The organism is Enterobacter sp. 302C9, from assembly GCF_034106085.1.
Taxonomy (GTDB): domain Bacteria; phylum Pseudomonadota; class Gammaproteobacteria; order Enterobacterales; family Enterobacteriaceae; genus Enterobacter; species Enterobacter asburiae_B.
On record NZ_JAWNBW010000010.1, the window covers coordinates 133,189 to 139,458 of the forward strand.

Below are 6,270 nucleotides of genomic sequence, written 5' to 3' on the forward strand. Positions count from 1 at the left end.
CGGCCTGATGCCCTCACCCCGGCCCTCTCCCGCAGGGAGAGGGAGAAAATCTGATGCCCTCACCCTGCTAGAGAGGGTGCAAACCTAATGCAAAACCTCTGCTTGCGGCGGTAAGCGTACACATCTTCGACATGCCCATTTTTGATCCGCGTTTGCAGCCCGCGCCAGTAGCTGGCGCGGAACAGATCCTCATGCATCTCTTCAAATAACGGCCCGATGCGCGGGTCGGCGCACAGCCAGTGGCGAAACTCCTCCGGAAACACATCGCCCGGCGAGACGCTGTACCACGGCTCGCCGGAAAGCTCGTCTTCCGGGTAGCGGGGCTGTGGTATATCGCGGAAATTCACTTCGGTCATGTAGCAAATTTCGTCGTAGTCGTAGAACACCACCCGCCCGTGACGGGTGACGCCGAAGTTTTTAAACAGCATGTCGCCCGGGAAAATATTGGCGGCGGCAAGCTGGCGAATCGCGTTACCGTATTCTTCAATGGCATCCCGCAGCGCCTGGCCTTCGGACTGCTCAAGCCAGATATTCAGCGGTACCATGCGGCGTTCAATGTAGAGATGGCTAATCACGATTTTATCACCCAGATCGGTGATTTTCGCGGGCGTTTCCTGCATTAACAGCGCCATGAGCGCCGGGTCGATCTGCTGTTTATCCAGCACAAAGTTTTCGAACTCCTGGGTATCCGCCATGCGCCCGACGCGGTCGTGCTCTTTAACCAGCTGATAGCAGGCGCGAACGTGCGCGGCGGTCATCTCTTTCTGCGGCGCGAATCTGTCTTTAATCACCTTAAAGACCCGGTCAAAGCCCGGCAGCGTAAACACCAGCATCACCATACCGCGAATGCCGGGCGCTTCGATAAACTGCTCATCGGCCGCGGTGACATAGCGCAGGTACTCCCGGTAACTTTCCGTTTTGGCGTGCTTCTGGCAGCCAATCGCCATATACAGCTCGGCGGTGGTTTTGCCCGGCAGGATCTCACGCAGCCACTCCACCAGGGCGGCAGGCAGCGGGGCGTACACCATGAAATAGGAGCGGGCGAAGCCAAACACGATGCTGGCCTCGGCGCTGGTGGTCAGGCAGGTATCGACAAACAGTTCCCCGTCGTCGGTACGGTGGATCGGCAGCAGAAACGGCACAATGGCGGTCGGCGTAACCAGTTTGCCCACCAGCCAGGCGGCTTTATTGCGGTAGAAAAGCTCGTTGGCCACCTGCAAATGGCTGCGGCTGAGCACCTCCGCGCCGAAGGTTTCGTTGAGATGGGCGTGGATATAGCCGATATCCCGGGTTTTATTCTCCCAGGGCAGGCGCAGCGGCAGATCCGTTAGCACGCGGTGCAGGAGCTTTTCCCATCCGCGATCGGGAAAGAAATCTTTCGCCAGCGGACGGGGAATGGTTCGAAAGCGTCGCTCGGGCTGGGAGCTGAAGATAAATAACCGCTCAGGAGATAGTGAGCGGTGGTCAAATAACCGACAATAGACGGAGTTGAAAAAGCTCTCCGCAATCTCGAAGCGCGGGTAATCGGGTAACAAATGGGTGTAGTGCTCTTTCACGCGCAGTAAAAATTCCGCGTCCGGGCTTTTACCGTCGGTAATACAGCGCAGCTGCTCCACCACCAGACCCACGTGGTGGTCATAGAGATGGATACGCTGCTTCATGGCCTGCTGAACCGCATGCCAGTCTGCATGTTCGAAGCGCTGCTGCGCGCCGGATGTCACTTCAAGAAAACGACCATACTGGGCATCGAAGCCCTGCAAAATAGTTTGGGCAATCAGCAATTCCAGGCCACGCGACATATATTCCCCCTCACCCCAGCCCTCTCCCCGAGAGGGGAGAGGGGGAAAAGATTAGAACTGTGCTTCTTCCGTTGAACCCGTTAAGGCGGTGACGGAGGAGGTGCCGCCCTGAATTATCGTGGTCACATTGTCAAAGTAGCCGGTCCCCACCTCCTGCTGGTGAGACACGAAGGTATAACCGTCTTTGCCCGCCGCAAACTCCGGCTGCTGCACCTTCTCAACGTAGTGCTTCATGCCCTCACCCTGCGCATAGGCGTGCGCCAGGTCGAACATGTTGAACCACATGCTGTGGATACCGGCCAGGGTAATGAACTGGTATTTGTAGCCCATGTCGGACAGCTGCTGCTGGAAGCTGGCGATGGTTTTGTCATCCAGCTTTTTCTGCCAGTTGAAGGACGGCGAGCAGTTATAGGCCAGCAGTTTGCCCGGATACTTCGCGTGGATGGCGTCGGCAAAGCGTTTTGCCAGCGCCAGATCCGGCGTGGAGGTTTCACACCAGACCAGGTCCGCGTAAGGCGCGTACGCCAGGCCGCGGCTGATCGCCTGTTCAATGCCGGCATGGGTACGGTAGAAACCTTCGCTGGTACGCTCGCCGGTGATGAACTCGCTGTCGTACGGGTCGCAGTCAGAGGTGATCAGGTCCGCCGCGTCCGCATCGGTACGGGCAATCACCAGCGTCGGCACGCCGAGCACGTCCGCGGCCAGACGCGCGGCAACCAGCTTCTGTACGGCTTCCTGTGTAGGAACCAGCACCTTACCGCCCATGTGTCCGCATTTTTTCACTGACGCCAGCTGGTCTTCGAAGTGAACGGCCGCTGCACCGGCCTCAATCATCGATTTCATCAGCTCGAAGGCGTTCAGCACACCGCCGAAGCCCGCTTCCGCATCCGCGACGATCGGCAGGAAGTAGTCAATAAAGCGCGGATCGCCAGGTTCGATACCGGCAGCCCACTGGATCTGATCCGCACGGCGGAAGGTATTGTTGATCCGATCCACCACCGACGGCACGGAGTTAGCCGGATAGAGCGACTGATCCGGGTACATGCTGGACGCCAGGTTAGCGTCCGCCGCAACCTGCCAGCCGGAGAGATAGATAGCTTCAATACCGGCCTTCGCCTGCTGCAGCGCCTGACCGCCGGTCAGCGCGCCGAGGCTGTTGATGTAGCCCTTTTTAGAGCCACCGTGCAGCAGCTTCCACATTTTCGCCGCACCGTTCTGTGCCAGCGTGCATTCCGGATTGACCGAGCCGCGTAATTTCACCACTTCCTCCGCGCTGTAAGGACGGCGGATGCCTTCCCAGCGAGGCTGTGTCCACTCTTTCTTCAACTCTTCGATTTGTTGGGTACGGGTTTTCATGTGCAGATGCTCCATATTGTTATGTGGTGAGTTACGCCAGGAAGCGGTAGCCCGGCAGGGTCAGGAAGTCGATTAAGTCATCTGATGTGGTGATTTGCTCCATCAGGCGCGCGGCGTCGTCAAAACGTCCGCTGCTGAAGCGGTGCTCGCCCAGCTCGTCCTGGATCACCCGCATCTCTTCGGCCAGCATCTGGCGGAACAGGGTCTTGGTCACCGGTTTGCCGTTGCTGAGCGTTTTTTGATGGTGGATCCACTGCCAGATGGAGGTACGTGAAATCTCCGCCGTCGCGGCATCTTCCATCAGGCCGTAGATAGGTACGCAGCCGTTGCCGGAGATCCACGCTTCGATGTACTGGACCGCGACGCGGATATTGGCACGCATGCCCTCTTCCGTACGCTCGCCCGCGCACGGTGCCAGCAGCTGTTCTTCAGCCGTTGGGGCATCGTCTTCGCGCGTGACAAACAGCTGGTTTTTGTTGTCGCCGAGAACGCGGTTAAAGACCTCCATCGCCGTATCGGCCAGGCCGGGATGGGCAATCCACGTGCCGTCGTGACCGTTACGGGCTTCAAGCTCTTTGTCGGCTTTAACCTTGTTGAGCACCTGATTGTTGCGTTCTGCGTCTTTGCTCGGGATAAATGCCGCCATGCCGCCCATCGCAAAGGCGCCGCGCTTATGGCAGGTTTTGATCAGCAGGCGCGAGTAAGCGCTCAGGAACGGTTTATCCATGGTCACGACCTGGCGATCCGGCAACACGCGGTCGGGATAGTTTTTCAGGGTTTTGATGTAGCTGAAAATATAGTCCCAGCGTCCGCAGTTCAGGCCGACAATGTGGTCGCGCAGGGCGTGCAGAATTTCATTCATCTGGAACACGGCAGGCAGCGTTTCAATTAGCAGCGTGGCTTTGATGGTGCCGCGCGGCAGGTTGAAACGATCTTCCGCGTAGCTGAACACTTCGCTCCACCAGGCCGCTTCCTGCCAGGCCTGCGTTTTTGGCAGATAGAAATAAGGGCCGCTGCCTTTTGCCAGCAGGTTCTTGTAGTTGTGGAAGAAATAGAGTGCGAAATCAAACAGGCTGCCCGGAATGGCTTCCCCACGCCAGGTGACATGTTTTTCAGGCAGGTGCAGGCCGCGCACGCGACAGATCAACACCGCCGGGTTTGGTTTGAGCTGGTAAATTTTGCCGGCTTCGTTGGTATAGCTGATGGTGCCGTTCACGGCGTCGCGCAGGTTGATCTGCCCCTCGATGACCTTACGCCAGTCCGGCGCCAGAGAGTCTTCAAAATCGGCCATGAAGACTTTAACGTTGGCGTTCATGGCGTTGATCACCATTTTGCGTTCTACCGGACCGGTGATCTCAACGCGACGATCCTGTAAATCTTCAGGGATGCCGCGGATTTTCCATTCGCCGCGACGAATGGAAGCGGTTTCCGAAATGAAGCCAGGCAACTTGCCATCGTCAATTTCCTGCTGCTGATGAATGCGTGCCGCCAGCAGCTTATTACGCTGCGGCGTAAAGCGGGTCACCAGTTCAGTGAGAAATTCTACCGCTTCCGCCGTCAAAACTTGCTGTTCTTGATCACCATACGGCTGGGTAAAGGCCAGTTCATCGACCGTCGTTGCCTGTTGAGTCATTACTCTGCTCCTCATCAAAGATCCAAAATCACGCCCCCGATGCGAACGAAAGATCGTTGGGTAGTTTTCGCTCAGCAGAATTAAGACTATCTATATTTTTTCTAAAATCAAAAACAATTTCCATTTTAATTTAATATTGAATTTAATTGCCTGATTTTATTGAAATTAAAGTTTAACTGGAGGGTGGGCGACATTTCGGAAATAAAAAAGGCACCCGAAGGTGCCTGATTTGAATAGCTGAAACGCTTTAGGATCGTTTAGTGCAGAAGATTACTCCAGCGTTGGATTCATGTGACGCAGATCGTATGGCGTTATCTGGTAGACGTAATAGTTGAGCCAGTTAGTGAAAAGCAAATTTCCGTGGCTGCGCCAGGTTGCTCTCGGTTTGTTTTGCGGATCGTCTTTCGGGAAATAGTTGTACGGTACATCCGGATTAAGACCCGCTTCGACATCACGGAAATACTCTGATGCGAGGGTATGCGGATCGTACTCAGGATGTCCGGTCACAAAAGCAATGCGTTTATCCTTGCTGGCAAACAGGTAAGCATCTCCGTCTTCCGTTTCGGCCAGGATCTCCAGATCGGTGTAATCACGAATCAGCTGGGCCGGGAAATCGGCGTAGCGCGAATGCGGGGCCAGGAAAGAGTCATCGAAACCACGCGTCAGCAAAGCGTGCGGGTGAAGAATGTGGTGTTCGTATACGCCAGAGAGCTTTTCAGTGCGGGTTTGCTTGGGGATGCCATAAAGAATATTCAGTGCGGCTTGTACCGCCCAACAGACAAACAATGTGGAGGTAACGTGATCTTTTGCCCACTCCAGAACCTGTTTGATCTGCGGCCAGTAGGCGACATCGTTAAATTCAACCAGGCCGAGCGGCGCGCCGGTCACAATCAATCCGTCAAAGTTTTCACCCTGAATGTCATCGAAGTTACAGTAGAAGTTGTTCAGATGCTCAGATGGCGTGTTACGTGATTCACGGGCATCGATTCGCAGCAGCTGGATATCCACCTGCAGCGGAGAGTTCGACAGAAGACGCAGGAACTGGTTTTCTGTTTCGATCTTTTTTGGCATCAGATTGAGAATAAGCACCTTCAGCGGGCGAATTTCCTGACCTGTCGCACGCGAAGCCGTCATGACGAAGACGTTTTCTTCACGCAAGAAATTGACGGCTGGTAGCTCGTCCTGCACCCGAATCGGCATAACTTAATATCCTCACAGCATACGTATAAACGTTTAGACATCCAGATAGCTAACGATACCCAGAAACGGGCATAATGTCGAGTCTGCAAGAAGAAGGTGAGAAAGTTTCAAGAAGGGGGAGAGGGAAAAACAAAAGCAAAAAACCCCGCACCTTACGGTACGGGGTTCTTCTAATTGATGCCTGGCAGTTCCCTACTCTCACATGGGGAGACCCCACACTACCATCGGCGCTACGGCGTTTCACTTCTGAGTTCGGCATGGGGTCAGGTGGGACCACCGCGC

General features: G+C 55.5%; 4 protein-coding genes and 1 rRNA gene. All 5 read right to left on the reverse strand.

Annotated features, from left to right (window positions below; all coding sequences use genetic code 11):
• Window positions 1–59 precede the first annotated feature (59 nt).
• Complete coding sequence (gene aceK, locus UR289_RS17645) at window positions 60–1,799, reverse strand: bifunctional isocitrate dehydrogenase kinase/phosphatase (RefSeq protein WP_087823754.1); 1,740 nt, start codon at window positions 1,797–1,799, stop codon at window positions 60–62.
• 51 nt (window positions 1,800–1,850) lie between these two features.
• Entirely contained in the window at window positions 1,851–3,155 is a 1,305-nt protein-coding gene (aceA, locus tag UR289_RS17650) for an isocitrate lyase (protein ID WP_024906665.1), read from the reverse strand.
• A gap of 31 nt (window positions 3,156–3,186) precedes the next feature.
• Entirely contained in the window at window positions 3,187–4,788 is a 1,602-nt protein-coding gene (gene aceB, locus UR289_RS17655; protein ID WP_219940405.1) for a malate synthase A, read from the reverse strand.
• A gap of 270 nt (window positions 4,789–5,058) precedes the next feature.
• Entirely contained in the window at window positions 5,059–5,988 is a 930-nt protein-coding gene (gene metA, locus UR289_RS17660; protein WP_024906663.1) for a homoserine O-acetyltransferase MetA, read from the reverse strand.
• Window positions 5,989–6,167: 179 nt separating this feature from the next.
• Window positions 6,168–6,270 (reverse strand): 5S ribosomal RNA (gene rrf, locus UR289_RS17665); the annotation flags it as partial.